Source organism: Aeromonas crassostreae (genome assembly GCF_054052445.1).
In genome coordinates this window covers 1-26864 of sequence record NZ_JBSTYM010000004.1, presented here as the reverse complement: position 1 = coordinate 26864, position 26864 = coordinate 1, and the positions used below count along the sequence as shown (strand labels likewise).

24 protein-coding genes and 3 tRNA genes are annotated in these 26864 nt (G+C 61.5%); 6 read left to right on the top strand and 21 right to left on the bottom strand.

Features of this window, described 5'->3' with window-relative positions:
• Window positions 1-3: 3 nt before the first annotated feature.
• From ACW5W4_RS04300 to ACW5W4_RS04220, 17 genes are all read right to left on the bottom strand, one after another.
• The gene (locus ACW5W4_RS04300; protein WP_456688542.1) at window positions 4-636 is read right to left on the bottom strand and encodes a hypothetical protein; all 633 of its coding nucleotides are present in this window, start codon (window positions 634-636) and stop codon (window positions 4-6) included.
• A gap of 634 nt (window positions 637-1270) precedes the next feature.
• Window positions 1271-1579, bottom strand: a complete 309-nt coding sequence (locus tag ACW5W4_RS04295; RefSeq protein WP_456688647.1) for a DUF2787 family protein — start codon at window positions 1577-1579, stop codon at window positions 1271-1273.
• Between the two features lie 171 nt (window positions 1580-1750).
• Window positions 1751-2386, bottom strand: coding sequence for a hypothetical protein (locus tag ACW5W4_RS04290; protein ID WP_042648291.1), 636 nt, complete (start codon window positions 2384-2386; stop codon window positions 1751-1753).
• Between the two features lie 136 nt (window positions 2387-2522).
• Window positions 2523-2825: a YkvA family protein gene (locus tag ACW5W4_RS04285; RefSeq protein ID WP_025201450.1), complete on the bottom strand. Its 303-nt coding sequence runs from the start codon at window positions 2823-2825 to the stop codon at window positions 2523-2525.
• A complete protein-coding gene (locus ACW5W4_RS04280; RefSeq protein WP_335831321.1) occupies window positions 2818-3174 on the bottom strand; it encodes a hypothetical protein in 357 nt (118 codons plus the stop codon). The genes ACW5W4_RS04285 and ACW5W4_RS04280 overlap by 8 nt, the downstream gene beginning before the upstream one ends.
• 149 nt (window positions 3175-3323) lie before the next feature.
• A complete protein-coding gene (locus ACW5W4_RS04275; RefSeq protein WP_456688541.1) occupies window positions 3324-4529 on the bottom strand; it encodes a tyrosine-type recombinase/integrase in 1206 nt (401 codons plus the stop codon).
• A 352-nt stretch (window positions 4530-4881) separates the two neighbouring features.
• Window positions 4882-4968: transfer RNA gene (locus tag ACW5W4_RS04270), tRNA-Leu, on the bottom strand.
• 41 nt (window positions 4969-5009) lie between these two features.
• Window positions 5010-5083, bottom strand: a tRNA-Cys gene (locus ACW5W4_RS04265).
• Window positions 5084-5138: 55 nt separating this feature from the next.
• Window positions 5139-5214: transfer RNA gene (locus tag ACW5W4_RS04260), tRNA-Gly, on the bottom strand.
• A 203-nt stretch (window positions 5215-5417) separates the two neighbouring features.
• Window positions 5418-5972: a CDP-diacylglycerol--glycerol-3-phosphate 3-phosphatidyltransferase gene (pgsA, locus tag ACW5W4_RS04255; protein WP_041998207.1), complete on the bottom strand. Its 555-nt coding sequence runs from the start codon at window positions 5970-5972 to the stop codon at window positions 5418-5420.
• 169 nt (window positions 5973-6141) lie between these two features.
• Complete coding sequence (gene uvrC / locus ACW5W4_RS04250) at window positions 6142-7995, bottom strand: excinuclease ABC subunit UvrC (RefSeq protein WP_456688540.1); 1854 nt, start codon at window positions 7993-7995, stop codon at window positions 6142-6144.
• A 111-nt stretch (window positions 7996-8106) separates the two neighbouring features.
• On the bottom strand, window positions 8107-8751 hold the full coding sequence (gene uvrY, locus ACW5W4_RS04245) for a UvrY/SirA/GacA family response regulator transcription factor (protein ID WP_041998212.1): 645 nt from the start codon (window positions 8749-8751) through the stop codon (window positions 8107-8109).
• 203 nt (window positions 8752-8954) lie between these two features.
• Entirely contained in the window at window positions 8955-9719 is a 765-nt protein-coding gene (gene kdsB / locus ACW5W4_RS04240; RefSeq protein ID WP_456688539.1) for a 3-deoxy-manno-octulosonate cytidylyltransferase, read from the bottom strand.
• Window positions 9716-9904 carry a Trm112 family protein gene (locus ACW5W4_RS04235; protein WP_408794712.1) on the bottom strand — a complete coding sequence of 63 codons (189 nt, stop codon included), beginning with the start codon at window positions 9902-9904 and terminating at the stop codon, window positions 9716-9718. The genes kdsB and ACW5W4_RS04235 overlap by 4 nt, the downstream gene beginning before the upstream one ends.
• Window positions 9888-10874 (bottom strand): tetraacyldisaccharide 4'-kinase, encoded by a 987-nt coding sequence (gene lpxK / locus ACW5W4_RS04230; protein WP_408794830.1) that lies wholly within the window; start codon window positions 10872-10874, stop codon window positions 9888-9890. The genes ACW5W4_RS04235 and lpxK overlap by 17 nt, the downstream gene beginning before the upstream one ends.
• Window positions 10874-12652: a lipid A ABC transporter ATP-binding protein/permease MsbA gene (msbA, locus tag ACW5W4_RS04225; protein WP_456688538.1), complete on the bottom strand. Its 1779-nt coding sequence runs from the start codon at window positions 12650-12652 to the stop codon at window positions 10874-10876. Before msbA ends, lpxK begins: the two co-directional genes overlap by 1 nt.
• Window positions 12653-12682: 30 nt before the next feature.
• On the bottom strand, window positions 12683-14893 hold the full coding sequence (locus ACW5W4_RS04220; protein ID WP_456688646.1) for a DNA internalization-related competence protein ComEC/Rec2: 2211 nt from the start codon (window positions 14891-14893) through the stop codon (window positions 12683-12685).
• Window positions 14894-14920: 27 nt separating this feature from the next.
• Between ACW5W4_RS04220 and ACW5W4_RS04215 the strand changes: the two genes are divergently transcribed.
• The 3 genes from ACW5W4_RS04215 (at window position 14921) to ACW5W4_RS04205 (ending at window position 17551) form a co-directional block, all read left to right on the top strand.
• Window positions 14921-15436: a DUF2062 domain-containing protein gene (locus ACW5W4_RS04215; protein ID WP_456688537.1), complete on the top strand. Its 516-nt coding sequence runs from the start codon at window positions 14921-14923 to the stop codon at window positions 15434-15436.
• The gene (locus ACW5W4_RS04210) at window positions 15433-15921 is read left to right on the top strand and encodes a DUF2062 domain-containing protein (RefSeq protein ID WP_456688536.1); all 489 of its coding nucleotides are present in this window, start codon (window positions 15433-15435) and stop codon (window positions 15919-15921) included. Before ACW5W4_RS04215 ends, ACW5W4_RS04210 begins: the two co-directional genes overlap by 4 nt.
• A gap of 100 nt (window positions 15922-16021) precedes the next feature.
• On the top strand, window positions 16022-17551 hold the full coding sequence (locus ACW5W4_RS04205) for a helicase HerA-like domain-containing protein (protein WP_456688535.1): 1530 nt from the start codon (window positions 16022-16024) through the stop codon (window positions 17549-17551).
• Between the two features lie 94 nt (window positions 17552-17645).
• On the opposite strand, the gene ACW5W4_RS04200 is transcribed toward ACW5W4_RS04205, so the two are convergent.
• The 3 genes from ACW5W4_RS04200 to ACW5W4_RS04190 all read right to left on the bottom strand — a co-directional run bounded on the left by ACW5W4_RS04200 (window position 17646) and on the right by ACW5W4_RS04190 (window position 21128).
• Window positions 17646-18836 (bottom strand): amino acid aminotransferase, encoded by a 1191-nt coding sequence (locus ACW5W4_RS04200; RefSeq protein WP_456688534.1) that lies wholly within the window; start codon window positions 18834-18836, stop codon window positions 17646-17648.
• Between the two features lie 140 nt (window positions 18837-18976).
• Window positions 18977-19918, bottom strand: a complete 942-nt coding sequence (locus ACW5W4_RS04195; protein WP_456688533.1) for a hypothetical protein — start codon at window positions 19916-19918, stop codon at window positions 18977-18979.
• A gap of 190 nt (window positions 19919-20108) precedes the next feature.
• Window positions 20109-21128 (bottom strand): porin, encoded by a 1020-nt coding sequence (locus ACW5W4_RS04190; RefSeq protein WP_456688532.1) that lies wholly within the window; start codon window positions 21126-21128, stop codon window positions 20109-20111.
• A 381-nt stretch (window positions 21129-21509) separates the two neighbouring features.
• On the opposite strand from ACW5W4_RS04190, the gene dinG reads away from it, so the two are divergent.
• The 3 genes from dinG to ACW5W4_RS04175 all read left to right on the top strand — a co-directional run bounded on the left by dinG (window position 21510) and on the right by ACW5W4_RS04175 (window position 25378).
• Entirely contained in the window at window positions 21510-23582 is a 2073-nt protein-coding gene (gene dinG / locus ACW5W4_RS04185) for an ATP-dependent DNA helicase DinG (protein ID WP_456688531.1), read from the top strand.
• Window positions 23583-23732: 150 nt separating this feature from the next.
• Entirely contained in the window at window positions 23733-24392 is a 660-nt protein-coding gene (locus ACW5W4_RS04180) for a YccT family protein (RefSeq protein WP_456688530.1), read from the top strand.
• A gap of 89 nt (window positions 24393-24481) precedes the next feature.
• Window positions 24482-25378: a histone deacetylase family protein gene (locus ACW5W4_RS04175; RefSeq protein ID WP_456688529.1), complete on the top strand. Its 897-nt coding sequence runs from the start codon at window positions 24482-24484 to the stop codon at window positions 25376-25378.
• Window positions 25379-25533: 155 nt separating this feature from the next.
• Here the strand turns inward: ACW5W4_RS04175 and ACW5W4_RS04170 are convergent, their stop codons facing one another.
• Window positions 25534-26682, bottom strand: coding sequence for an MFS transporter (locus ACW5W4_RS04170; RefSeq protein WP_456688528.1), 1149 nt, complete (start codon window positions 26680-26682; stop codon window positions 25534-25536).
• Between the last annotated feature and the right edge of the window lie 182 nt (window positions 26683-26864).

The following is a 26864-nucleotide window of genomic DNA, read 5'->3' as shown; positions in this document are numbered from 1 at the left end:
GAATCAACTCTCCATGTACTTAATTAAGTCTCTTGCAAACTCATATTCTATTGCAAGTTTTTCAGCTGTATTTTCACTCCACCCTTGCTCACATAAAACTCGAATCAGATCTGATGTGCTAATATATTCTCCATTACTACAGGTCCCAACGATAAATGCAAACCATCTTCTTTGATCGCAAGGGTGAGAGCTACCTGTAGATTTATTTGCAGACAAAGAAAATGCTTTAAGTAACCTGAATCCATCAACGCCCACTATGTCTTCACCACTTAACGACCCAGAAGTAATCTCAACATCTATACCTAGTTCAGATGCTACAGGCTTCAAACAGGATGCGTAGAAATCCGTAATAATTTCATTATACTCATCATAATCTAATTGACTCTGCTGAAGTGGCACAACATTTGGGATGTACCACGTATTTCCTTCCTTTTTAAAAATACTTACACCCGCATCAGGTAAAACACTGTCTCCAGACCTCTTAAAACTAAAAGCTACCTCTCCTAAATATTTTGAGTTTTCTTCACTTTCGTATGACCGGCTCCAATGGGGGTTAATATCTTCAGTTACCTTAGAAATAAGCTCTACGATAGATTTATCCGCTGCATGAATGTACACATCTTTGTATGTTTTCATTTTTACTCTCTATGGAATTTTTCATCAAAAAAACATGATCTTTTATTAAACAGTAAACTTTAGCTCATCTAGGACCATTCCTATTATTTTTTGGCAATAGACAGACCTCGGAGAACTCAAACCCACCTACACCTATTGCAACCAGGCTGCTTCAGCTAGAACTTGTAGCCTACCACCTATAGATGCGTAAGAATCCTACCATACCAGCAGATTGAAAAATTTAACATTTGCCATCATCACAGAATGAGCGATTACTCGACGGTGGCAGCTCTGTGCTACGCAAATCTAGCCTGTTGCGTGCAAACAAGTATCCAAAAACCCAGATAGTCAGCCGGTTTCAGGCTTGGTGGAATAACGCTATTGGGGATACACACATATCTGTCTTTCTCCCTCCTCGCCAATGACAAAAAAACAAGCCTCCCAGCCACAGGCCGGGGATACTTGTTTTGGGGGATGGGTGGTGAGAAGGACACCTGAAACAGACGAAGGATGGACTAACCTACTGAGCCGCTGACCGGTTTCGAGTTGGGTTAGCCCATCGCTCCTTGCCCTACATGGAAAGGTAAACACAGCAGCGCCACTGCCAGTACCAAACCGCCGCTGGTTCCTGTTCCTCTCCTGTCCGGTGCGACGGTTACGCAGCCACTGAGACGGTAAACACGCCCATCTGGTAGTAACTGACGAAGTTCGACTCCCACATCGTATAGAGCTCCCTGGCCGACGCTGGTCCCATCTGGCCGTAACGGAGCAGGTAGTATTCTTCGCTCAAAAAGTTGAAGTCGATCTCTTTGACCAACTCCGCCATATCCTCCGGCCCCTGATAGCTAAAGTCCGTCACGTAATCGAACAGCCACCTGTCTTTACGCTTGAGCAGCCGTATTTCTACCGGATGAAAGCCGCCACGGACCGGGCCGTAATCCGGGTCCCGGAAGTTGAAGACCAGACTGGATTATCCCTTCAGCACCATTCCAGATCTAACCAGTTCCTGATCCAGAATACTCATCAATGCCTGACTGACAGGCAGGGCAAAATCGCCCGCAAATGGGATCGTCATAATCACCTCAGATTGGTTGTTGGAGGGCTCACCCTTGGACAGGTGAGTGCTATGCAGGGGTTATTCGATGGTAGAAGATACGGTACAGAGCTCATTGGTTAGCGAACCCAAGCGCTCAAGGTAATCAGGCACCAGTTCGTGCAGCATCGGATTGCCGTCTGCCTTCTGGACCAACTTCAGCCCGTCCGAGCGCAGAATGGCTGATAAGAATCCGGCGTTATTGGCACTGCCACCTTTAAACAGTCGCTTCATAACGCTGGATTTAAACGGCTTGTCTGCGGGCAAGGAGCACAACACACCGTCAATCGCCGACAGCGCAATCCACTCCTTGCTATGCAGACCCCCACCCTGATTGCCGGTGATTTTCAGGAACAGCTCGCCACTCTCTTCATGACGACCAATGGCATAGAAAATCAAACCTTCTGATCGGGCACTGAGTTTCTCGGCGGTATGGTTGAGCAAGGTGTGTATGGGTGCAGGGCCGCCGGGCACGGAGTCTGCGGTGTCGCCGGGTCCAGGCCTGGCCTTGTCGGCGTCAGCCGCAAGGGCTGGCGAGAGGGGGTCGGCGCAGCCGCTTGCTCCGGATGTGAGTGGGGGCTCTGTGGTTGGCGCGGTGTCGGGGGTGTTTGATGCTGCTGCCGTATTACTGACAGATTTAGGGGTCTCTTCAACGCGGTTTTTACGGGGTCTTGTCATGATAGTTTCCTTACAACATCGTTAGATAACCAGAGATTGCGATCTCCAGATCATCGGTAGATGGGTCATAGATAAAGGGTCATAGATAGAGGGTCATAGAAAACGCGATAGCGCGACAGGACCGACTCCATCACTGTCACAGTGATCTCATTCGGTCCTTGGCGGATTGACGGTGGTGTGACTTAACCGGCAGTGCGGCTAGTGCTGAGGTGATGACCGATAAGTCATCGAGATAACCGGCAAATGGAATGGGATCTGGTACTACATCGAACGGGTTTACCAGATAAGCCAGCGCACCGATGATGAGCGCATAGCACCAGACCGGCAGATCGCCATCCGTGAGCAGGACATACAAGAGCACGGCCTTTTCCAGCAGCTCCTTAATCCCCTTGATCTCTTTTAACTTTCGCATGATGTCGCTATGGCTGGGATTACTCATGGTGCATCACCTCCAGGGTAGGAAGCAGCGGTGCATCTGAGTGGATCAGCAGGTAAATGCCCGCCCCCTCATCGTTGAGGATGGCCAGCAACAGACGCCAATCTTCGGATATGGCGAACTCTTGCTCCGGGTAACGCAAACCGAACATCACCTGATTCTGGGTGTGCAGCGGTAAGACCTGAAACTCGCTGAGCGAATCACCTTTCTCGACAATGACCAGACTACAACCGGTAGCGTCCCAGAATGCCCTCCCCTCCTCTACTGATGAAAAGGGCTCGATAATTTGCTCCATGACCGAGACATGGAGTGCCGGGTAGGCCGCGAGCAATGTCTCATCCGGCCATTCCATACAAGTTTTCATCGTGTTTTTCTCTCCAATAAAAAGGCCCTTAAGCTCAGATGAACTTAAGGGCCTAGGAACTGTGAAATGTGGACCAACAGCCGATGTGACAGCGCTGTCTGGTTATTAATATCTGTTTATAAACAATACCTTTTCGGTCACTCCGCCTGGATCATCGACGAGAGACCTTCACTGATATTGCGACTGCGCTCAGAGGTCAGCTTTGCATACCGCTGGGAGGATTGAATGTTGGCGTGGGCCAGTTGCGCCTTGACGTCATACAGGCTGTATTGCCCGGAAGAGACCAAGGCACTGGCGACAGAATGGCGAGCCGTATGGAAGCAAACCTCATCGCGGTCTTCGATACCGGCCTTCTGCAACACCCGTTCATAGGCACATCTGGGTTCACCGATGGGCTTGCCCTGACAGCGAATATGCTGGCTCGCGAACACATAGGGATTACCGGCTATTCTGGGGAGCTTCTCCAGAATATCGATAGCCAACGCACTCAGGTAAATGATCCGGCTCTTGCCATTCTTGGTCAGGGGTACGAACAGCGTCTTATCCTCCCAGTTCACATGTTCCCATTTAGCGAGTAACACCTCTGACTTTCTCGCCCCCGTCAGGTAGAGCATCGCGATGAAGCTACCTGCTGCTTGATTGCGGTCCTGCAATGCCACCTCAATGACCCGTTTCATCTCTTCAATTGATAGGAAACGCGTCCTGGCATTGTCCTCCTTCAACAGCTTGATCTTGGCCGCCTCATTGGTCTCCAGAATGCCCCAGCGCACCGCATAGCTGCCCATGGTCTTTAGCTGGGCCAATACCCTGTTGGCGGTACTCGGTGCGTAGGCCGTCTGCTGAGGGTTGTTAGGGTGAACCATCTCCGATTGCAACTGCAGGACATCCATCGCCTTGAGTTGCCGGTAACGCATGGCCCCAAAGCGTGGTTCGATATTGTGTTTAAACCGCTGAATGTCGCTGCTGATCGACCGCTTGCCGATGGTCTTGAGGTGTGGCAAAAAGGTCTGCCAGAAGAACTCCGAAAGGGTAGGCTCGGTTTTGTAGCTATCCCGCTCTGCTACCGGGTCGATACCTTCTGCCAGCATCGCCTTGTACTTGCGGGCAATGGTCCTGGCTTGGCTCACATCGATATCGCCGAATCGCCCCAGGGCGATGCTGCGCTTCTTGCCCTGGAGGGTATAGCGCAGTAGGAAACGCTTACTGCCCTGGCTTTTTCCTGACAAGAGTTTTAAGCCAATGACCTCTGTATCGGAGAACTCCAGTTCAGTAGCGCCTGCGTCTCGTTGTTGTGCGGGCAAAGCCTTGATAGCTGCATTGGTAAAGCGAAATTTGGTCTGCATAGATACCTCCGATGATGGGTTGGATCATGGGATTAATATCTGTTTCAAAGGGGATTCAATGCGGGTTTGGGAGGGGGTGAAGCGGAAGGGGTAACGGTGAGCGGCACTTGTCTCAGCACCAGAGACAGACCCCGGAAAGGCCCGGAGCGCAGGCTAACCACGTGTCCTTGGCTATGTTGGGGCGAAGCGCAGGTTGTTCGCAACGAGTAGCAGGAAGTAGTAAGTCGCTTAGACAAGAAATGGACAAGAAAGGAAAAGTTGGAGAGAAATTTTAGAGAGAGGTAAAAACAAAAACGACGCAATAAAGCGTCGTATCTGTTTAATCTGTAAGACTTTTTTTCTTCAATCTTAATGGTGCCCGAGGCCGGAATCGAACCGGCACGACGCGAACGTCGAGGGATTTTAAATCCCTTGTGTCTACCGATTTCACCACTCGGGCACCGCAATCGGTATCAAGCCCGCTGTGCGGACTGGTCAATATGGAGGCACGTTCCGGAGTCGAACCGGACTAAACGGATTTGCAATCCGCTGCATAACCGCTTTGCTAACGCGCCATGCAAAAAAGAGACTTGGTACTCTCTCTTTCACTGCTCTGAACGAGCAAGAAACTGGAGCGGGAAACGAGACTCGAACTCGCGACCCCGACCTTGGCAAGGTCGTGCTCTACCAACTGAGCTATTCCCGCATTGGTCTGGCTGAGTGCCTGACTACGAGGACGCATTCTAGCGATGCTGGCCCGTCAGTCAACCCAAATTATTTAATACTCTGATCGTTCGACCATTTTTTATGCTTTTTGTCTTTTTTCAGCACTTGTTGCCTATCTGGCAAAGCAACTTGGGAAACCGTCACTCTTGCCCTCGCCCGCTGCCCGGGCGAGGGCCTCCTCCCTCAGAAGCGGGAGTGGTAGCTCAGATCGCCCCAGGCCGCGCGCAGATACTGGAACATGGACCAGAAGGTGAGCACTGTGGCCACGTAGAGCAGCAGGTAGGAACACCATACCATCCAGATATCGTATTGCCAGATCAGGCCGGTGAGCGAGGCCATCTGGATCATGGTCTTCCACTTGCCAATCCAGCTCACCGCCACGGCGGAACGCTTGCCGAGCTCGGCCATCCATTCGCGCAAGGCGGAGATGATGATCTCGCGCCCTATCATTGTCATGGCGGGGATGGTGACCCAGACGGTGTTGTAGTGCTCGACGATGACCACCAGGGCGGCGGCCACCATGATCTTGTCGGCGACCGGATCGAGGAAGGCGCCAAAGGCGGTGGACTGGTTCAGCTTGCGGGCGAGGTAGCCATCGAACCAGTCGGTGGCGGCGGCCAAGAAGAAGACGATGGCCGCGGCCAGATAGGACCACTGGTAGGGCAGATAGAACAGGACGACGAAGACGGGGATCAGCAATATCCGGAAAAACGTCAGTAAATTAGGAATATTTGTCATTATTTTCAGCCACTTCTTGTATACCGCTAGATGGTAGCCCCAGCCAGGTTGGCGTTGCAACCGGGTTGGCACCCGCCTTGGTTCATGAATCCATCAATAATCCTCAAAAGCCCGGGCATTATGGCATTTCGGCCCCCTCCCCGTCACGGCCCTTGTGCGTGCACCGCCCTCAATGGCCGTGCAGGGCCTCGAAGATGTGCTGGGCCAGCTCCTGACTGATGCCGGGCACCCGGGCCAGCTCGTCCACGCTCGCCTTCTTGACCTCCTGCAGGCCGCCCAGGTATTTGAGCAGGGCCTGACGCCGCTTGGGCCCGACCCCCTGGATCTCTTCCAGGCTGCTGCTGGTACGGGCCTTCGCCCGTCTCGCGCGGTGACCCGTGATGGCGAAGCGGTGGGATTCGTCACGGATGTGCTGGATGAGGTGCAGGGCCGGCATGTCCGCCGGCAGGTGCATCTCTTCGTGACTCTCACCCATGATGAGCGTCTCCAGCCCCGCCTTGCGGGTCACTCCCTTGGCGATGCCCACCAGCAGCGGATGCTTGCCGCCGAGGAACTCCAGCTGGCGCGCCAGTATCTCCTCGGCGCGGCGCAACTGGCCGAGGCCGCCATCGATGAAGAGCACGTCCGGCACCTTATCCGGGGCCTGCTGCTTGCCAAAGCGGCGGGCCAGAGCCTGCTCCATGGCGGCGTAGTCATCGCCGCCGGTGATCCCCTCGATGTTGAAGCGGCGATACTCGGCGCTGAAGGGGCCCTCCCGGTTGAACACCACGCAGGAGGCCACGGTGCGCTCCCCCATGGTGTGGGAGATGTCGAAACACTCCATGCGGGTGATGGGGGTGTCGAGCTCCAGCAGCTCCTCGAGCTGGGCCAGGCGCGCCGCCATGGTGCTCTTGTGGGCCAGGCGCGAACGCAGCGCACTCTCGGCATTGATGGCGGCAAGCTTGATGAAGCGGGCCCGTTCGGCCCGGGTACGACTCTGCACCCGCACCTTGTAACCTGCAGTCTGGCTCAGGGTGTCGGCGATAACGCTTTCATCTTCCAGCGCCACGTCCAGCAGCACCTCGCTCGGGATCTGCCTGCCCCCCTGGCCCGACAGGTAGAACTGCAGCAGGAAGGATTGCACCACCTCGTCCAGGGGGGTGTCGGCGGGTACTTTCGGGAAGTAGCTGCGCGAGCCCAGCACCTTGCCCTGGCGGATGAAGAGCACGTGGATGCAGGCGGTGCCCTGCTCGAACGCCACGCCGACCACGTCCAGCTCGTCCAGCACGTTGCCGCTCACCGACTGCTGCTCGGTGACCTTGCGCAGCGCCAGGATCTGATCCCGGTAGCGGGCCGCCTCCTCGAAGCGCAGATCGCCGCTGGCAGACTCCATCTTGCCCACCAGCTCCCCTATCACCTGCTGGTTCTTGCCCGCCAGAAACAGTCGGGCCAGCTCCACCTGCTGGGCATACTCGGCCTCGCTCACCAGCCCGGCCACACAGGGCCCGGCACAGCGCTTGAGCTGATAGAGCAGGCAGGGGCGACTGCGGTTGGCATAGATGGCGTCCTCGCACTGGCGCACCGGGAAGATCTTCTGCATCAGGTGCAGGCTCTCGCGCACCGCCCCGCCCGAGGGGTAAGGACCGAAGTAGTCGCCCTTTATCTTGCGGGCGCCACGGTGGACGCCGATGCGGGGATGCTGATGGGCGGTGATGACGATCCAGGGATAGGACTTGTCGTCCCGCAGCAACACGTTGTAGCGCGGCTGGTACTGCTTGATGAGGTTGTGCTCGAGGATCAGCGCCTCTGTCTCGGTGTGGGTCACCGTCACCTGGATGTCGGCTATCTGGCGCACCAGGGTACGGGTCTTGATGCTGTCGACGTGGGTGCGAAAGTAGGAGGCGAGCCGTTTCTTCAGATCCTTGGCCTTGCCCACATAGATGACGGTGCCGCCGCTGTCGTACATGCGGTAGACGCCGCTCTGGTGGCTGACGGCACTCAAAAAGGCTTTGCTGTCAAAAAGGGGCTCGGGGGAGAGGGTCATCGGCAACTCGACTCAACGGATGAATGCAAAAAGACGGGGAGATCATACTGCGCTCGCTGCTTGAAAAGCAAAAGGCGGCACAGGCCGCCTTTGATCGCTTCGCGAGCCCGTCTACAGGGTATCCGCATCCAGCATGCCATAGCGAATGGCCAGATGGGTCAGTTCCACATCCCCATTGATGTCCAGCTTGCTGAACAGGCGATAGCGGTAGCTGTTGACCGTCTTCGGACTCAGGTTGAGCTGCTCGGAGATCTCGTTCACCTTCTGCCCCTTGGTGATCATCATCATGATCTGCAGCTCGCGCTCGGAGAGGGATTTGAAGGGGTTCTCATCCGCCGACGCAAACTGGCTCAGGGCCATCTGCTGGGCTATCTCGGGGGAGATGTAACGCTGGCCCGAGTGCACCAGGCGAATGGCGTGGATCATCTCTTCCGGGGCGGCGCCCTTGGTCAGGTAACCGGCGGCACCCGCCTGCATCACCTTGGTCGGGAAGGGATTTTCAGAATGAATGGTCAGCACTATAATGCGCACATCGGGGCGCAGCCGCAGGATCTTGCGGGTCGCCTCCAGCCCGCCGATGCCAGGCATGTTCATGTCCATCAGGATCACATCCGGGTGATGTTGACGGCAGAAGGTGACAGCCAATTCGCCACTCTGTGCCTCGCCCACCACCTTGATACCACGGACGTCTTCCAGAATGCGTCTTATCCCTGTACGCACCAACTCATGATCATCGACCAGGAATACATTTATCACCCAAACACCCCGTTTCTTATCTCGTTATGTGCCAGTTAGGGTTAACACGGCGTCTTGCATCATAACCAAACTCGATGATTTGGCAAATCATGGCGGGTAAAAGTTTGAAACAGCTTATAAATACGCTTATTAATCAACAAATTATATATAATTTAAATAAAAAACGGCGCCCAGAGACGCCGTTTTGACCGGATCCCTCTCCATCAGGGGCGCACCAGCAGGGCCCGCACCTTGTCGAGATCGGCCTGGGTATCCACCCCGACCGGGGGCGCCGCCAGGGCCTGGGCGACGTGGATCTTTTCCCCGTACCAGAGCACCCGCAACTGCTCGAGACACTCCACCTGCTCGAGCTGGCTCGGCGCCCAGGTCACATAGCGCTCGATGAAGCCGGCGCGATAGGCATAGATGCCGATGTGACGCTGGAACCAGGGGCCTATCTGCTCGCGGGAGACGGCGAAGCTGTCCCGCTCCCAGGGGATGGGGGCGCGGCTGAAGTAGAGGGCATAGCCATCCTTGTCGGTCACCACCTTGACCGCATTGGGGTTGAACGTCTCCTCCGCATCCAGGATGGGCACCGACAGGGTGGCCATGGGGGCGCTGGCCGCCGCCAGGTTGTCCGCCACCTGGCGGATGATGGCGGGGGGAATGAGGGGCTCATCCCCCTGCACGTTCACTATGATGGTGTCGCTGGCGAAGCCGTAGTGACGGCACACCTCGGCCAGGCGCTCGGTGCCGGACTGGTGATCGGGGGAGGTCATGCACACCTCGGCCCCGCTCGTCGCCGCAAACGGCGCCAGGGCCGCGCGCACCCGCTCGTCGTCGGTGGCGACGATGACCCGATCCGCCCCCGATTGCAGGGCCTTCTCCACCACGTGCTGCACCATGGGCCGACCCGCGATATCGGCAAGGGGCTTGCCCGGCAAGCGGGTCGAGGCGTAACGGGCCGGAATGACCACCACGAAGCTCATGAGGGCAGCTCGTCGCTGGTCAAGGCGCGGGCCCGGTTCTCAAGCAGTACCGGTATCCCCTCCTCCAGCGGATAGGCCAGCTTGTCGAAGCGGCAGATGAGTTCGCCCGCTTCCTTGTGGTATTGCAGTTTGCCCTTGCAGACGGGGCAGGCAATGATGTCGATCAGCTTAATGTCCAGTGCCAAAACGAGACTCCTTCAGGGATTGCAACAGGGTGTCGAGCAGTGCCTGGGGCAGCTCGGCACTGACCGGCAGATACCACCAATCGGGCTGCGCGAAGGCGCGGCACTTGACGGCATCTTTCTCGGTCATTAACAGGGGACGATCGGCGAAGCGGGCGATCAGCTCGTCGCGATCGAAGGGGTGATGATCCGCATAACCCTGGGCCTGGCGCAGCCGGTAGCCCAGTTTGCCCAGGGTCGCAAAGAAGCGAGGGGGATGGCCTATGCCGGCGAGGGCGTCCACCTCGGGCCCGAGGGGAGCCTCGGCGATGGCATCGTCCAGCACCCGGCGCGGCGCGGCCGCCACCAGCGTCATGGCATATTCCCCGGGGCCGGGCTCGCCGCCGTTGCAGAGCACGGCATCGACCCCGGCGAGCCGGGAGAGGGGCTCGCGCAGCGGCCCCATGGGCAGCAGGCAGCGGTTGCCGAAGCGGCGCACGCCATCCACCACCACCAGCTCGATATCCCGCGCCAGGGCATAGTGCTGCAGGCCGTCGTCGGTGATGATGATGTCGACCTCGCCACTGGCTTCCAGCAGGCGCACCGCCTCGCTTCGCACCGGCGCCACCACCACGGGACAGCGGCAGCGGTTGAAGATGAGCACGGGCTCATCGCCGGCCTCTGCCGTGGTGCTGGCCTCATCGAGGCGGTAGGGATAGCGGGGCGCCTTGCCGCCATAGCCGCGGCTCACCACCCCGGGACGCCAGCCCCTGGCCTGCAGCTGTTCCACCAGCCAGACCACGACCGGGGTCTTGCCATTGCCCCCCACCGAGAGGTTGCCCACCACGGCCACCGGCAGGCTGGCGCGATAGGCCTGCAGCCAGCCCCGGCGATAGGCGAGGCGGCGCAGGCCGCTGATGAGACCAAACAGCAGGGCGAAGGGGGCCAGCCACCAGCGCCAGCCACTCTGACCGTACCAGAGACGCTCCAGCATCAAACCGGGTCGCTCACGGGGGCATGATCCGGGTGGCCAAACTGGATGGCCCTCAGCTGGGCATAGGTGCCCCCCTGGGCCATCAGGGTGCCATGGTCGCCGCGCTCGACGATGCGTCCCTCATCGATCACCAGGATCTCGTCCGCCTTCTCGATGGTGGAGAGGCGGTGGGCGATCACCAGGGAGGTACGGGCCTTGCACAGCTCGTCGATGGCCGCCTGGATGTGGCGCTCGGATTCGGTATCCAGGGCCGAGGTGGCCTCGTCCAGCAGCAGCACGGGGGCATCGCGCAGCATGGCGCGGGCGATGGCGATCCGCTGGCGCTGGCCGCCGGACAGGGAGGCACCATTCTCCCCCACCAGGGTGTCGTAGCCGTCACTCATCTTGCTGACGAACTCATCGGCATGGGCCACGATGGCGGCATGGCGGATCTGCTCGCGGTCGTAGCGATCCTCGGCGGCGTAGGCGATGTTGCTGGCGACCGTGTCGTTGAACAGATGCACCTGCTGGGAGACCAGGGCGAACTGCTTGCGCAGCTCGCTCAGGCGGTACTCCCGGATATTGACCCCGTCGAGCAGTATCTCCCCCTCGTCGATGTCGTAGAAGCGGGTCAACAGGCTGGCGATGGTGCTCTTGCCGGAGCCGGAGCGCCCCACCAGGGCCACGGATTTGCCCGCCTCGACCTTGAAGCTGACGTTGTGCAGCGCCGGGGTCTGCTTGGTCGGATAGGTGAAGGTGACGTTGCGAAACTCGATCTCGCCCCGGGCCCTGTCCAGGGTGCGGGTGCCCGTGTCCTGTTCGGGGGCGCTGTCGAGCAGGCCGAACAGGCTCTGGCAGGCGGTGATCCCCTTCTGGAACTGGTTGTTGATGTCGGTCAGGCTTTTCAGCGGCTTGAGCAGCATCATCATGGAGGTGATCATGACGGTGAAGGTACCCGCGGTCAGGGTCTCGCGCACCCCGTCGATGGTCGCCACATAGAGGAACACCGCCAGGGCGATGGAGGCCACGGTCTGCACCACAGGGGTGCCGATGGCATTGGCCGCCACCATCTTCATGTTCTGCTGGCGCATGTGGTTGCTGACCCGGAAGAAGCGCTTGGACTCCACCTCCTGGCCACCGAACATCAACACCTCCTTGTGCCCCTTGAGCATCTGCTCGGTGGAGGTGGTGATGTTGCCCATCGCCTTCTGGATCTGGCGGCTGATGGTGCGGAAACGGCGGCTGATGAAGCTGATCAGTATCCCCACCACGGGCCCCACCACCAGGAAGATGATGGAGAGCTGCCAGGAGTGCCAGAACATCAGGCCGAGCAGGCCGATGACGGTCGCCCCTTCCCGCACGATGGAGACCAGGGTGGAGCTGGCGGCAGAGGAGACCTGGCTCGCGTCATAGGTCACCTTGGAGAGCAGGGCGCCGGTATTTTGCCGGTCGAAGAAGCTCATGGGCATGGCCATCAGGTGGTTGAACACCTCCTGTTGCAGCTTGAGCACCACATGGTTGCCGACCCAGGCCATGCAGAAGTTGGAGAGGAAGGTGGCGACGCCGCGCAGGGCGACGATGCCCAGCACGAAGAAGGGCATCCAGGTGAGCACCGTCTTGTCGTTGCCATTGATGCCCTGATCGATGAGGGGCTTGATGGAATAGACGAAGGTGGTATCGACCGCCGCGTAACCCAGCATGCCGATGATGCCGCCGACCAGACCCAGCTTGCGATCGCGGACATAGCCGAGCAACCGCTTGAACACGGGCCAGCTCTCTTGAGAGGTATCTTGTTGCATGAATCGCCGTTATAAATGGGAAATGACGGGCTATTCTAGCCAAAGCCGCGGTTTCCACCAAGCGCCGGCGCGTCTATACCAGGGGCCGGCCTCCCGCTCGGCCCGAACAACAAACCCATTTGACCCCACATCGAACCGGATGGCCCCCGACACCCCGGTCTGCCACTGGCTGGGCGCCGAGGGCGCCTGGCCATAGCGGGCCACCACCTCGGGGCGGGGAAATCCCCACCGGTTCATGAAGCCGGCACTGTGCACCACCCCCCTTGGCGCCACCGCGGCGACAAAACCCGGCGTCGAAGAGGTCTTGCTGCCGTGATGCGGGCTGATCAGCAAGGTGCTCTGCAGCCCCTCCCCCTCCAGCGCCAGCAGCCGCGCCTCGGCCTCCTTCTCGATGTCGGCCGCCAGCAGCACGCTCACCCGGCCATCGCTGATGTGGAGCACGCAGCCGTCGTTGTTGCGCCCGCCGCCGCTGCCCTCTGGCCAGAGCATGCGCAGGGACAAGCCCTGCCATTGCCACCTCTGGCCGCGCCGGCACAACTGGGTACTGGGCGAAAAGGGGTAGGAGGAGAGCTCCCGGGCCGTGGGCAGCGCCGCCAGCAGGGCCTCACGGTTGCCCGCATGGTCCCTGTCCCTGTGGCTCAGGATCAACATGTCCAGCTCGGCGATGGCGAGGCGGCGCAGCAGGGGCAGGATGACCGCATCGGCCATGTTGTAGCCGCCGGGATAACGATCCCCGGTGTCATAGAGGAGGGCCCTCTCCCCCCGGGTCACCAGCACCGCCAACCCCTGCCCCACATCCAGCACCCGCACCTGCCAGCGGGGAGGCGTCGGCCAGCAGGCCAGCAGCGCCACCGCGAGCAGGGGCAGTCCCAGCCAGCGCCCGGCGGGCAGACGCCAGGCGAGCCAGATCAGCAGCAACAGGACGCTGGCGGGCAGGGCCCAGCCCGGCAGCGGCCACCAGAGCGACCACTGGCTGTCGAGCCAGGCAAGGGCGCCGAGCAGCTGGCCGAGGGCGCCATCGGCCAGCCAGAGCAGGCCGTGCCCCAGGGCAAGGGAGAAGAGACTGGCCAGCACACCGAGCAGGGCCAGGGGGATGATGAAGAGGCAAAAGAGCGGCAGGGCCAGCAGGTTGATGAGCAGGGCCAGGGGCGCCATCCCCTCGAACAGGGCCAGTTGCAACGGCAGCAGGCCGAGCAGCAAGATCCCCTGCAGCCGCAGCAGGCTGGGCCGCCCGTACAGATAGCCGGCCCCCATCAGCAGCGCCACCGCCAGGAAGGAGAGCCAGAAACCGGCGGCAAACAGCGCAAAGGGATCCCAGAGCACGATGGCAACAAAGGCCAGCAGCCAGACGCGATAGGGGGGCCAATCCCGGCGCCAGAGCCGCAGCAGGCTCCAGATCAGCACCATGATCAGGGCCCGCTCGGTCGCCACCGCGAACCCCGCCAGCCAGCTGTAGGTGGCGGCAAACAGCAGGGAGACCAGCAGGGCCCCGCGCTGCCCGGCCAGCCGCCCCAGCCACCAGCCGAGCACGGCCACCAGGGCGATGTGCTGCCCCGAGATGGCGATGATGTGGCTCAGCCCGGCGCCGCGAAACAGATCCCACTGGCGATCCGTGATCCCCCCCTGCTCGCCGAAGGTGAGGGCCGCCAGCAGCGGCGCCTGGGCCAGCCCCTGCCAGGCCTCGCCGGCCCGTGCCAGCCAGCGCGCCCGCAACCCCGGGGGCGCGGGCGCCACCTCGATGATCCGCCTCAGGTTGCCAGTGGCGCTGATCCCCTTGCCCAGCAGCTGGCGCCTGCCATCCATGCCCGCCTCGTTCGCCAGACCGTGGGCCGGTTTGAGGGAGGTCACCAGGGTCAGGGTCGAACCCGCCGTCAACGGGGGCAACGTCTGGTAAACATTGATGCGCACCAGAGGGGAGAGGGGCAGGCTGGCGCCGTTCAGGGTGATGATCTTGAGCCGCAGCCGCGTAAATTTATCGTCTTGAGGCTCTGCACTTTGCAACTGTGCGGTTATGATGTGGCTCGCCTGCTCACCCAGGGCGTCCAGCCAGGAGAGCCGAGCCTGCATGTTGAGCTGCATCCAGAGGATGCCCAGCACCAGAAACAGCAGCCGCCAGGCACGCATATAACAGAAGGGGATCAGCAAGGACAGCCATAATCCCCCCCATTGGAATGAAGGCAACCATGGCCAGAGCAGACAAGAGCTTGCCCCCAGGGCAAACGACAAGAGACGCAGATCCATGGAGCAAGTATTTAGCAAGGTTTCATTATGCCCAAACATCTCATTAAACGCTGGATGCCGGATCATAAAACGCTCAAGGAACACAAGCACTTACGCCTGTTTGGCGACCTGTTGCTCGATGGCAACCTCTGGCATCTGAATCGCCGATCCGCCGCCGGGGCCTTCGCCGTCGGCCTCTTCATGGCCTGGATCCCCGTCCCCTTCCAGATGCTGCTGGCCGCCGGTGGCGCCATCTTCTGCCGGGTCAATCTGCCGCTGTCCGTTGCCCTGGTCTGGCTCACCAATCCCATCACCATGCCGCCCCTGTTTTACGGCGCCTATGTGGTGGGCTGCCATCTGCTCGGCCGCCCCCATCAGCAGGTGGAGATAGAGTTTACCTGGACCTGGCTGGTCTCGGTGTTCGAGACCATAGCCCCGCCCCTGCTGCTGGGTTCCCTGGTGCTGGCCATCATCAGCTCCCTCACCGGCTATGTGGTGGTGCGCGGCCTGTGGCGCCTGAGCATAGTGCGCCAATGGCGCAATCGGGGTGCAGACAAGTCATGATCCCGTCTTGGCGCAACCGGCTGCGGCTGACCCCGGAGCAGCTGCGCCAGCAGAAATGGTTCGCCCTGTTTGGCGATCGCCTGCTCGCCCCGGCGCTGTGGCAATCCAGCCCTCGCGCCCTCTGCGGCGCCTGCGCCGCCGGCCTGTTCGCCGCCTGGATCCCCCTGCCGATGCACAGCCTGGTCGCCGTCGGCCTGGCGCTGCTGTTTGGCTTCAACCTGCCCCTGGCCCTGCTGGCGGTCTGGTTCAACAACCCCCTCACCCTGCCCCTGATGTATCTGTGGGCCTACCGCACCGGTTGCGCCCTCCTGCACCAGCCCCCCCTCCCCTTTCACCCAGAATGGTCCCTGGCCTGGTTCGAGCAGGAGGCGCAGAGCCTGCTGCCTCCCTTCCTGCTCGGCAGCCTGCTGCTCGGCCTGCTCAGCGCCTTGCTGGGGGCCCTCATCTGCGCCCTGATCGTGCGCCGCTGGCCCCGCACTCACTGATCGATTCCCCCTTTCCCCACGCCCTTGTCAGCGGGCCACCTTGACGCCACACTGAATACAATCAATCAGTTGCTATTCGAACCCGTCGCAAGGAGTCCCCATGGCCCATCCCATCATCCTCGCCTATGCCGGCAACGACCCGCTCTCGCTGCTCCCCGCCAAGGCCAACCGCCACGGCCTCATCACGGGGGCGACCGGGACCGGCAAGACGGTCACCCTGCAGGTGATGGCGGAAGGCTTCTCCAATCTGGGGGTCCCCGTCTTTCTCGCCGACGTGAAGGGGGATCTGAGCGGCCTGGGCGCCCCGGGAGTTTCTTCGGCCAAGCTGGAGGAGCGGCTCGGCCAGATGGGCATTGAGGCCCCCGCCTTCTGCGCCAGTCCCGTGGTGTTCTGGGATCTCTATGGCGAGCAGGGCCACCCGGTGCGCGCCACCATCTCCGACATGGGCCCCCTGCTGCTCTCCCGCCTGCTCGGTCTCAACGACACCCAGAGCGGCGTGCTGGAGCTGGTGTTCAAGGTGGCGGACGACGAGGGGCTCTTGCTGCTCGATCTCAAGGACTTGCGCGCCATGGTGCAGTTTGTCGGGGAACACGCCAAGACCCTCACCACCCGCTACGGCAATGTCTCCAGCGCCTCGGTGGGGGCCATACTGCGCAACCTGCTGACCCTGGAGCGGGCCGGGGCGGACCATTTCTTCGGCGAGCCCATGCTCGACATCCAGGATCTGCTGCAGACCGATGAGCAGGGGCGCGGCCACATCAACATACTGGCGGCAGACAAGCTGACCCAGTCGAGCCGACTCTACGCCTGCTTCCTGCTCTGGCTGCTCTCCGAACTGTTCGAGCAGCTGCCCGAGGTGGGGGATCCGGATAAGCCCAAGCTGGTGTTCTTCTTCGACGAGGCCCACCTGCTGTTCAACGACACCCCCAAGGCACTGCTGGAAAAGATTGAGCTGGTGGTGCGCCTCATCCGCTCCAAGGGGGTGGGGGTCTATTTCGTCACCCAGAGTCCGGCCGATATTCCCGCCAGCGTGCTGGGCCAGCTCGGCAACCGGGTGCAACATGCGCTGCGCGCCTTCACCCCCCAGGATCAGAAAGCGGTGCGCATCGCCGCCGATACCCTGAGGGCCAACCCGGCCTTCGACGCCGCCGGCGTCATCACAGAGCTTGGCGTCGGCGAGGCCCTGGTCTCCACCCTGGATGAGAAGGGGCGCCCGAACGTGGTGGAGCGGGCCCTGATGGCGCCCCCCGCCAGCCGGATAGGCCCCCTCACGCCGGCCGAGCGCCAGGCCCTGATCCAGGGATCCCTGCTGTTTGGCCAATACGAGCAGACCCAGGACAGGGAGTCTGCCTTCGAGCGGCTGCAAGGAGCACCAGACGCGGACCAGGAGGCGGCACCCGCCTCAGGCAAGGGCGCCAGAGGGAGCACACAGGTGGAGGATGAGGGAGGCCTGCTTGGCTCCCTCGGCGAGATACTGTTCGGTCGCACCGGCCCCAGGGGCGGCCAGCATGATGGCGTGGTGCAGACGGCGGCCAAGAGCGTGGCCCGCACCCTGGGCAGCGAGGTGGGCCGTCAGCTGGTGCGCGGGGTGCTCGGCTCCCTGCTCGGCGGCAGCAGGCGCCGCCGCTAGTACGCCAGACAATATAAAGAAAGAGGGGCCCGCCATGGCGAGCCCCTCTTTTATGTCAGCGTCCGGCGCGACAGGCCGCGCCGGGCTGCCGGGCTCAGAGCACCTTGGCGATGGCCTCGCACAGGGGATCGATGTTGGCATGGGTGATCCCCGCCACGCTGATGCGGCCAGACCCCACGATATAGATGCCGAACTCCTGCTTGAGGCGCTCCACCTGGGCCTTGTCCAGCCCGGAGAAGGAGAACATGCCGTTCTGCTCGCGAATGAAGCCAAAGTCCTGGGCCACGCCCAGGGCCGCCAGCTTCTCCACCAGCAGCTCTCGCATCTCGCGGATGCGCACCCGCATCTCGGCCACCTCGGCCACCCACTCGGCGTACAGCACAGGATCCTGCACTATGGTGGTCACCACGGCGGCGCCATGGGAAGGGGGGTTGGAGTAGTTGGCGCGGATCACCGTCTTGACCTGGGTGAAGGCCACGTCGGCAATCGCCTTGCTGGCACACACCAGGGTGAAGGCGCCGACCCGCTCGTTGTAGAGGCCGAAGTTCTTGGAGAAGGAGCTGGCCACCAGCAACTCGTCATGGCAGGCGGCGAAGATGCGCAGCCCCTCGGCATCTTCCTCGATGCCACGGGCGAAGCCCTGATAGGCGAAGTCGAACAGCGGCAGCCAGCCGGCGGCCACACTCTGTTCGGCCAGGGCCAGCCACTGCTCCCGGGTGGGATCGATGCCGGTCGGGTTGTGGCAGCAGCCATGCAGCAGCACCAGATCGCCGGCCTTCGCCTCAGAGAGGGACGCCTGCATGGCGGCAAAATCCAGCCCCTTGCTGGCCGGATCATAGTACTTGTACCACTTCACCTCGAGGCCGGCGGCCTGGAAGACGCTGACGTGGTTGGCCCAGGTCGGATCCGAGATCCAGACTGTCTTGCTGAGGTTGTTGCGCGCCACGAACTCGGCGGCGATGCGCAGGGCACCCGTGCCCCCCGGCGCCTGGGCCGTCTTGACCCGGCCGCTGTTGATGAGCTCGGCACCCTTGCCAAACAGCAACTGCTGCACGATGGCGCCGTAGCTGGCGTAGCCTTCGATGCCGAGGTAGTTCTTGCTCAGCTCATCGCTGAGCAGGCGCTGTTCGGCCTTCTTGACACTGCGCAGAATAGGAGTGGCACCAGATTCATCCTTGTAGATCCCGACCCCGAGATTGATCTTGTCGGTACGAGGATCGGCGCGGAAGGCTTCGGTCAGGCCCAGAATCGGATCCGCTGGGGCGGCAACAACCTTTTCAAACATGGTTTTCCCTGTGTTCCATTGATTTTATTGGGGGGCGTCCTGGATGGTAAACGCCGCGCCCCTTGGGCGGCGCAGCGCCTTCCTTTATACCACCCGTCATCTTGTGGGAAAACCGCTTTTTCGCGTCCCGTTTCCCTGGGCTAACCCAGCGCCTGCCATGTCAGCGCCAGGGCCATCACATCGGCCCCCAGTCCCTGCTGCGCGGCGATCAGGGGATGACAGGCGCGGCACAGTGCCTGGGGCAGCTGGCTCGGCTCCCAGCCGCGGTGATCGGCCAGCGGGGTGGCATAGGCTGCCATGAAGGGCGCCAGATCCCGGGGCAGCCACCAGCTGGCGGGGCGAGCGAAACGCGCCGCCAGGGCCTGCACCCGGGCGGCGCCGGCGGGATCCAGATCCGTCACATGATGCCAGCTCACCCCGGGGGGCAGGGCGGCCAGCAAGGGGGCGAGCAGATGAAGAGCCTCGCCCGGGGCCCAGGCCAGCAGGGCATCCTCGGGCAGGGCCAGCTCGGCGAACACCCCGAGGCGCTCCGTGGTGATGAGGCGGGCGGGCTCATCGCCGGGCCAGATAAGCTTGCCGAGCCCGGCCAGGCTGCGCTCCGGCAGACTCAGCTCCCCGAGGGCCTGCAGCCAGGGGCCGGCGTCGAGCAGCTGCCCCCCCTGCATGAACAGGCTGAAGGGGCGACTGGCCCTCAGCCTGAGTGCGGCATCGGCGCACAGCCCTACCCCCTTGTCTTCGAAATCGATCTGCTCGGCCGCGCCGAAGGGCTGGTCCCCCTTGCGATAGAGGGCGGCGAGCACATCCCGGTTGACCCTCTCCCTGAGCTGCCAGCCCTGGCCGTGGATCCACTCCTCCGGACTCGGCGGGGCGCAGGCCAGGCTGGCCAAGGTCAGCTCCCGCTGCAGGTAGCGCCGTCCCGCCGGGGTGAGCTCGACCTGCTGGCCGCCAAGGGAGTGCAGCAGCTGATTGTCCCTGAGCAGGGCGACCAGGGGGTGAAGATTGCGATCGCGCACGCGCACCCGCGCTTGCGCCAACAGCTGTCTCGCGAACGCCTGCCATGCCGGATGAGTAAAATCAATCAAGGCCCGCTCCTTCCCTGTCGGGGCAACAAGCTGATTAATCTAACGAATATCGGTGGCGATACCAAGCCGATGAGGCCGGCAATGTGATGCGGCGCAGGGCGCCAAATGCGGGGGAAGAAAAGCAAAACGGCCAAGCAAGCTTGGCCGTTTCATCAACTCTGTCACGATTCCCTATGAGAGGGAGCCTTGATTAGAAGTTGTATTGCAGGGCAACAGTCCACTCGTCGTCAGTGTTGTCGATACCCTGGATCTTGTACTCGGTGTAAGCCTTGAACTTGGAAGTGAAGTTGTACTGAACGCCCAGCAGGGTTTCGTCAACTTGATCTTCGTAGCTGCCACCGTTCTCTTTGGCTTCGGTGAAGTTGTAGCCGGCCAGGAAGGTCCAGGCGTCTACGTTGTAGGAAGCAGCCAGCTCGTAGCCACGGCCCTTGCTGTCCCAACCGGTGTTGTCGTTGTCAACTTTAGCCTGGGTATACACACCAGCGAAGTAGAAACCGTTGATGGCATAGTTGGCACCGATGGCCCACTCGTCCTTGTCACCCTTGTCACCAGAGGTCTTGTTTTCCAGCTCGGAGGTGGAGTAGGCGGCGTCGAAGCCCAGACCGAAGTCGAAGTCGTAACCGGCAGCGGCGGCAAAGCCGTGGTTACGCTTCACGTCCGGACCGAATACGGCAACTTCTTTCACGCTTTGACCGACGTCGGAGACTTTGACAGCCTCTTCGTCGTTGGTCTGGTAGGAGAGCTTGCCGGAGAAACCGCCGAAGCTGTTGGAGTAGATGATCTGGCCTTCCTGACGACCGTCGTAGAAGTTACCTACGTCACCCCACTCGTTGAAGATATCGGTCGCTTCCAGGGCGTCGTAGAAAGCGGTGTCGGTCTGACCGAAGATGACCTTGCCGTACTGGTTGCCGTCCAGGCCAACATACAGGTGACGGGTGTCAAACTTGGTGCCATCGGAGTTCTCGGCAGAAACCTGCCACTCGGTCTTGGCGATACCGGACCAGGTGTCGTTCAGGGCAACTTTGCCGGACCAACCCAGACGGGAGGAACCAATCAGTTCGCCATCGGTATCGTCGTGCTCACCGTAGTAGTTAGCCTGAACACGGCCGTAAACGTCAAAAGAGGTACCGTCTTTGTCATAGATGACGGCAGCGTTAGCTGCGGATGCAAACAGAGCCGGGATAGCAATAGCCAGAATTGTCTTTTTCATAGTTTCCAATGCCTACTGTAATTAAACACTAAGTTGTTGTTATTCCCTGTGTTAGCGATGTTCTTTGCATCACTATGGGGCCCGAGACTAGCACCGGGTTTTGCAATCCGCAATGAAAAAACTTGGAACTTTCCCGTGATTCCATAGTCATAGGGGAAAAAATGTGATCCCTCTCTCATCTCTTTCCCCCTGTTAAGGGAAAACGTTTACAGCGAAAAACGCTGCTTTTTTATGCCAGCTGAGGGGAGTCATCCACCCCCCAACCGCTGTGTTGGCATATTTGGCGGCGGGCATGACAAGGGGCTGTCATCCCTGCCTCGACCCGGGCGCCGGGTTGCGGGTATCCTGTCACTCCAATCCCAGCCATGACCCGCCAAAGCCATGTTATCGACCCGTCTCAAAGCCAGTATTCGCGCCACCTATCGTCAGATAGCCGACGGCCTGCCCGGCTTTGTGCCCCGCAGGGAGCAGAATTTCCTGGTGGCCGAGATAGCCAAGACCCTCACCGGGGAGTACGACAGGTCTCGCCGCATCCTGGTGGCCGAGGCGGGCACTGGGATAGGCAAGTCTCTCTCCTATGCCCAGGGCGCCATCCCGGTGGCGCGGCTCACCCAGAAGAAGCTCATCATCTCCACCGCCACGGTGGCGTTGCAAGAGCAGCTGATCCACAAGGATTTGCCCTTCTATCATCGCCACAGCGAGCTGCCGTTTCGCTTCATGCTGGTCAAGGGGCGCCAGCGTTACTGCTGCGAGCACCTGCTGGAGCAGGCGGCCAGCGGCGCCGACATGAGCAACTTCGAGTTCGACTTCGAGGCCTTGAGCAAACACAAGCCGAGCGCCGGGGATCAGCGCCTCTACCAGGCGCTGTGGCAGGCCTACACCGACGGCAAGTGGGACGGGGACAGGGACAACTGGCCCGATCCCATCCCGGATCCGGGCTGGCTGCGCATCGCCGCCGACCGCCACAGCTGCAACAAGGCCCTGAGCCACCATCAGCACTGCCCGTTTCATCGCGCCAGAAACGACATGGAGGCGGCCGATGTGCTGGTGGTCAACCATGCCCTGCTGCTCTCCGACCTCACCATGGGGGGGGGCATCATCCTGCCGAGCCCGGACGAGTGCCTCTATGTGCTCGACGAAGCCCATCACCTGCCCACCATAGCCCGGGATCACGGCGCCGCCAGCGCCAACATCAAGGGGTCCCGTCGCTGGCTGGAGAAGCTGGCCCAGAGCAGCGGCAAGCTGGCCCGGGCCCTCAACAAGGAGAGCCTGCTCGATCCCCAGCTCAAGCTGCAAGACGCGCTCGCCTCCCTGCAGCCGGATCTCAAGGCCCTCGAGCAGTGGCTCACCGCCCACGAGGGCTTGCTGACCCCGGAGGGACAGCACAGGTTCGAGGGCGGGGTACTGCCCGATCCGCTGCCCATGCTGGCCGAAAACCTGAAAGAGGCGAGCAAGAAGGCGTTGCGGGCGCTGGACAGGATGCAGGGCGCCATCGGCGAGGCCCTGAAAGATGGCGAAATCCGCCGCAAGGAGGCCGAACCCCTGCTGGCCGAGACCGGCTTTCACCTGCAACGGCTGGAGGGCTTCACCGCCCTGTGGGAGATGCTCGGTCGCCATGTCCCCGAGGGCAAGACACCCCTGGCGCGCTGGATGGTGAGAGGCGAGGATGGGGACACCTGGCTGCACGCCTCCCCCATCGAGGTCGGCTATCTGCTGGAGGAGTGGCTCTGGTCCCGCTGCATCGGCGCCGTGCTGGTCTCGGCCACCCTCACCGCCCTCTCCTCCTTCACCTACTTTCGCCATCAGGTGGGACTCAAGGAGCACGACGGCACCCGCTACCTGCGCCTGCGCTCCCCCTTCGACTATCAGAAGGCGGAGCTCTACCTGCCAAAAATGACCCATGAACCGAGCGCTCCCGGATTCACCCAGGAGCTTGTCGAGGTGCTGCCTCGGCTGGTGGCCGGCAAGGAGGCGAGCCTGGTGCTCTTCTCCTCCTACCGGCAGATGAACGAGGTCGCCCAGGGGCTGAGGGGCAAGGGGCTCTCTCTGCTGGTGCAGGGGGAGGCGTCGCGCAACGCCCTGCTGACCCTGCACAAGCAAAAATGCGACGGCGGCCAGGCCAGCATCCTCTTTGGCACCGGCAGCTTCTCCGAGGGGCTGGACTTGCCCGGCCACTACCTCACCAACCTGGTGATCACCAAGCTCCCGTTCGCGGTGCCCAACTCCCCGGTGGAGGAGGCGACCGCCGAATGGGTCGAGCAGCGCGGCGGCAACCCCTTCCTCCAGCTGACGGTGCCGGAGGCGTCCCGCAAGCTGATCCAGGCCTGCGGTCGCCTCATCCGCAAGGAGACGGATCTGGGCCGGGTGACCATTCTCGATCGCCGCCTGCTCACCAAGCGTTACGGCAAGGGGTTGCTCGATGCCCTGCCGCCCTTTACCCGCCGCATCGAGTGACGGCGGCCGCCCGCTATTGAGAAACCGAGGAATAGAGGGGCCCGGCCCGGGCTCGAATCGGCGCCCCTTGGCTATTGCCGCCCTCGGCCAAACCTGCAAAAATGGCCCCTGTTTTCAGCAGGCCATCGCCTGACTGTTCAAGGAGAAGAGATGAAACTGACTGTTCTGGTGCCGGCTCTGGCTGGTCTGTTGTGGGCCGGAAGCGCCCTGGCCAATGTCCAATTGGAAGTCACCCCACCCTATGTGGTGCAGTTGATCGATGGCGAATCCGTTAATCCCAAGCTGCTCGACAAATCCAACCAATATCCGCTTGAGGCGGGTGATCATCAGCTGGTGGTCGCCTTCGAAGGCAACTACTCCAGCCGCAGCGACACCAAGTTCGTGACCGCCGAGCCCCTGGTCATCAACTTCACCGCCGAAGACAACCAGCGCCTGGCCCTGGATTACAAGAAGCCGCGCAACGAAGCCGAAGCCAAGCAGTTCATCAAGACCCAGCAAGTGGTGCTCAAGGACAAGGTGAGCGGTCAGCCCGTCAAGAGCGAGCAGTTCGTCCTGCCCAAGGTTGAAGGGTTCCAGCTGACCCGTGACTATCAGCAGGAGCTGATCGCCATGGGCAAGGCCTTCAACCAGCCGACCACGGTCGCCGTCTCCACCGCCGCCGTCATGGCCGCCGCCAGTGCCCCTGTCCAGGTTGCCCCGAGCAAGGCCCAGAGCAACCCCGAAGCCCTGACCCAGCTGCAGAGCTGGTACAACAAGGCAGATACAGAGACTCGCAAAGCCTTCCAGATCTGGGTCATCCAGCAGCAATAAGGGCGCAGCGCGTCGCTTTATGCAAAAGTCGCTTTATGCAAAAAGGGGAGCCAGGCTCCCCTTTTTCATCTCCGTTCGGACCCATTGCCATGGCCCTGCGCATCTTCTATCACCCCCATTACTCCTCCCTGACCCTGCCAGCGCGTCACCGCTTTCCCCTGGCCAAGTACCAGGCGCTCTACCAGATCCTGGCTGCTCGGGGCTATCCCCTGGCAGAGGCCCCCACCGCGAGCCGGGAGCAGATAACACGGGTCCACGATGCCGATTATGTGGCGGCAGCCCTCAGCGGCCAGCTTGAGAGAGACGCCATCCGCAGACTCGGCTTTCCCTGGTCCCCCCTGCTCATTGAGCGCACCCTGCGCTCGGTCGGGGCCACCCTGGCCGCCAGCCGTCACGCCCTCGAGCAGGGCTGCGGTTTGCAGATCTCCGGCGGCTATCACCACGCCCACAGGGACTTTGGCAGCGGCTTCTGCCTGTTCAACGATCTGGTGATCGCGGCCCGGGCCTGCCTCGACGAGGGGCGCTGCGGACAGGTGCTCATCGTCGATCTCGATGTCCATCAAGGGGATGGCAGCGCCGCCCTGTGCGCGGGGAGCCGGGACATCATCACCCTCTCCCTCCATGGCGAGCACAATTTTCCCCACCACAAGCCCGCATCCCACCTGGATTTTGCCCTGCCAAGCGGCATGGAGGACGACGCCTACCTCGAGACCCTGACCCAGGCGCTCAATCTGGCGCTGCGCCTCTACCGCCCCGACCTCATCCTCTATCAGGCCGGGGTCGACGTGCACCAGGCCGATGAGCTCGGTTACCTCTCCCTGAGCGACGCCGGGGTGCGCCAGCGGGACGCCATGGTGTTTGACTGTGCGATGCGCCACGGCCTGCCCATCGCCGCCGTACCGGGAGGCGGATACAGGCGCGACTGGCGGCAGTTGATCCCCCTGCATCTGTCCCTGTTCGAAGAGGCGAACAAGCGCTACGGCTAGCCCCTGCCCCCTCGCCGACCCCTGATAACAACCAGGCGGCTCCGGGGCCGCCTGGTTGCATCTCGCAAAAAAGCCCCTTTCGGAACCACCATCAGAGATCGGTCAGGAGATGGCATACGGCACTCCTTTTCATCAGGCATCTACCATCACGGCCATCAGGCATGTGCCAACGGCGTCGGATGCTTGCCCATGGGGCGCAGCAGCATCAGCAGATAGATGAAGGAGACGCTGGCGATCATGATAAACAGCAGCTTGTCCGAGTAGTGCTGCATCAAGAGCGCGGTATAGGCCGGGCCGAGCAGGCTGCCCAGGGTGTAGCTCAGCAGCAGCGCCTGATTCATCGCCACCAGCTGATGTTGCTCGACCTGCTCGCAGGCCCAGGCCATGGCCACCGGGTAGAGGGTAAAGCCGGCGGCGCCCAGGATGAAGAGCGCCGGGCCCATCCCTGCGGCGCCGAGCATCGCCAAGGCGCCCAGAATGACCACCAGTACCTGTATCCGCAGTACCGGCAGGCGGCCGAACCTGTCCGCCAGACGGCCGACAGGCCACTGCCCCAGGATGCCGGCACTCACCATCACCGCCATCCAGTAACCGATACCGGCATCACTGACCCCCTGGTGGTTCAGGTAGAGCGGCATCAGACCATAGAGCGACCCCAGCACGATGCCGGAGAGGATGCAGCCGTTGACCCCAAGGCGCGCCTGGCGCAGGCGCAGCATGGACCACACCCGGGTTGGCCCCTGCTGCTCGCCCTGCTGGTTGACAATGCGGGTAAACAGCAGCGGCAGGATGGCGACCGCGACCAGGCCAGTGACCCAGGGCAGCACATCCATCAGACCGGTCGGCAAGGTGCTGACCAGCAGCTGCCCGAGCACAGTCCCCAGGTAATAGACCATCATGTAGGCGGCGAGCAGGCGCCCCCGGTTGCGCGCGTTGCCGCTGCACATGAGCGCACTCTCCACCACCACCCAGATCATGGCGCAGCCGATGCCGGCGATGAAGCGCCAGATAAGCCAGCTCCAGAAGCCCAGGGTGACTCCTAAGCCCACACAGCCAGCGGCGAAGAGGGCACTGGCCAAGTAGTAGCTGCGGTTGAACCCGGCGCGTCTGATCAGCGCCCCCGCCAGCAGAGTCCCCAGCAGGTTGCCGCAAAAATAGGCGGAGCCGATCATGCCCACCTGCCAGGTCGGCAGCTTGTCATGGGCGAGCCAGAGCGGCACCAGGGTATTTAGCACCGCGATGGCCAGGGTCAACAGCAGCAGGCCACAGAGCAATGACAGCACTGGCCGGGAGTATGTGGTCATGGATAAAACCGTGGGGAGAGTCAAAATGCGAGCGCATCATGCCACCGCCAAAGCCATTGTCAATCGGCGCTGAACGAACGGCTGCCAGGTGTTGCCCCGGTCCGGCCATTGGCGCCATAACAGAAGAGGGGGCCCCCCGGGGGGGGCGGGGGGGTTTGAGGGGGCCGCGACGGGGGTTTTTG

Excerpts from the sequence above, each read along its gene's own strand:
- ACW5W4_RS04300 (WP_456688542.1), bottom strand. The coding sequence starts at position 636 with ATGAAAACATACAAAGATGTGTACATTCATGCAGCGGATAAATCTATC.
- ACW5W4_RS04290 (WP_042648291.1), bottom strand. The coding sequence starts at position 2,386 with ATGACAAGACCCCGTAAAAACCGCGTTGAAGAGACCCCTAAATCTGTC.
- ACW5W4_RS04285 (WP_025201450.1), bottom strand. The coding sequence starts at position 2,825 with ATGAGTAATCCCAGCCATAGCGACATCATGCGAAAGTTAAAAGAGATC.
- ACW5W4_RS04280 (WP_335831321.1), bottom strand. The coding sequence starts at position 3,174 with ATGGAATGGCCGGATGAGACATTGCTCGCGGCCTACCCGGCACTCCAT.
- ACW5W4_RS04275 (WP_456688541.1), bottom strand. The coding sequence starts at position 4,529 with ATGCAGACCAAATTTCGCTTTACCAATGCAGCTATCAAGGCTTTGCCC.
- pgsA (WP_041998207.1), bottom strand. The coding sequence starts at position 5,972 with ATGACAAATATTCCTAATTTACTGACGTTTTTCCGGATATTGCTGATC.
- uvrC (WP_456688540.1), bottom strand. The coding sequence starts at position 7,995 with ATGACCCTCTCCCCCGAGCCCCTTTTTGACAGCAAAGCCTTTTTGAGT.
- kdsB (WP_456688539.1), bottom strand. The coding sequence starts at position 9,719 with ATGAGCTTCGTGGTGGTCATTCCGGCCCGTTACGCCTCGACCCGCTTG.
- lpxK (WP_408794830.1), bottom strand. The coding sequence starts at position 10,874 with ATGCTGGAGCGTCTCTGGTACGGTCAGAGTGGCTGGCGCTGGTGGCTG.
- msbA (WP_456688538.1), bottom strand. The coding sequence starts at position 12,652 with ATGCAACAAGATACCTCTCAAGAGAGCTGGCCCGTGTTCAAGCGGTTG.
- ACW5W4_RS04220 (WP_456688646.1), bottom strand. The coding sequence starts at position 14,893 with ATGGATCTGCGTCTCTTGTCGTTTGCCCTGGGGGCAAGCTCTTGTCTG.
- ACW5W4_RS04215 (WP_456688537.1), top strand. The coding sequence starts at position 14,921 with ATGCCCAAACATCTCATTAAACGCTGGATGCCGGATCATAAAACGCTC.
- ACW5W4_RS04210 (WP_456688536.1), top strand. The coding sequence starts at position 15,433 with ATGATCCCGTCTTGGCGCAACCGGCTGCGGCTGACCCCGGAGCAGCTG.
- ACW5W4_RS04205 (WP_456688535.1), top strand. The coding sequence starts at position 16,022 with ATGGCCCATCCCATCATCCTCGCCTATGCCGGCAACGACCCGCTCTCG.
- ACW5W4_RS04200 (WP_456688534.1), bottom strand. The coding sequence starts at position 18,836 with ATGTTTGAAAAGGTTGTTGCCGCCCCAGCGGATCCGATTCTGGGCCTG.
- ACW5W4_RS04190 (WP_456688532.1), bottom strand. The coding sequence starts at position 21,128 with ATGAAAAAGACAATTCTGGCTATTGCTATCCCGGCTCTGTTTGCATCC.
- dinG (WP_456688531.1), top strand. The coding sequence starts at position 21,510 with ATGTTATCGACCCGTCTCAAAGCCAGTATTCGCGCCACCTATCGTCAG.
- ACW5W4_RS04180 (WP_456688530.1), top strand. The coding sequence starts at position 23,733 with ATGAAACTGACTGTTCTGGTGCCGGCTCTGGCTGGTCTGTTGTGGGCC.
- ACW5W4_RS04175 (WP_456688529.1), top strand. The coding sequence starts at position 24,482 with ATGGCCCTGCGCATCTTCTATCACCCCCATTACTCCTCCCTGACCCTG.
- ACW5W4_RS04170 (WP_456688528.1), bottom strand. The coding sequence starts at position 26,682 with ATGACCACATACTCCCGGCCAGTGCTGTCATTGCTCTGTGGCCTGCTG.